Source organism: Alcanivorax sp. HI0083 (assembly GCF_001635175.1).
Genome location: NZ_LWFX01000744.1, coordinates 1 through 529, shown reverse-complemented (window position 1 = coordinate 529; position 529 = coordinate 1). Strand labels below are relative to the sequence as shown.

1 pseudogene is annotated in these 529 nt (G+C 60.1%); it reads right to left on the bottom strand.

What is annotated here, in order from left to right:
• Positions 1-529 (bottom strand): annotated as a pseudogene (locus tag A3754_RS07295) (deoxyribonuclease HsdR); the annotation flags it as partial.

Sequence of the window (529 nt, the reverse complement as noted above, 5' to 3'; positions counted from 1 at the left end):
GCCCTGAAGGCCACTGAACACCTGCGCCACCCGCGTATGCGTCGCCTTCAGCTTGGGGATCTCGTCCTTCAGGGTGACATAGGTGCCTTCCACGTCATCGCTGCTGAACTGCTCCAGCGCCTCGGTGAGGTAATCGGACAGGCCGTAGTAATCCACCACAAAGCCCGCCTGCTTCCCCTTGTAGGTACGATTCACCCGCGCAATGGCCTGCATCAGGGTGTGATCCTTCAGGCTGCGGTCGATGTACATCACCTGGGCAATGGGGGCATCGAAGCCGGTGAGCAGCATGTCCTTCACAATCAGGAAGGCCAGCGGGTTCTCGTTCAGGGGCTTCTTGAAACCATCGATGGCCTGCTTCTGCTGGGCCTTGTCGGTGTACTTGGCAATGTAGCCCTCGTCATTGTGGCTACCACTGATAATCACCTCGGACGGCGGCGCGCCCAGCTCATCCAGGGTCTTCTTGTACACCGTGGCCGCATGGCGGCTGCCCACCACCACCATGGCCTTGAAGCCGTTGGGCTGGATATGC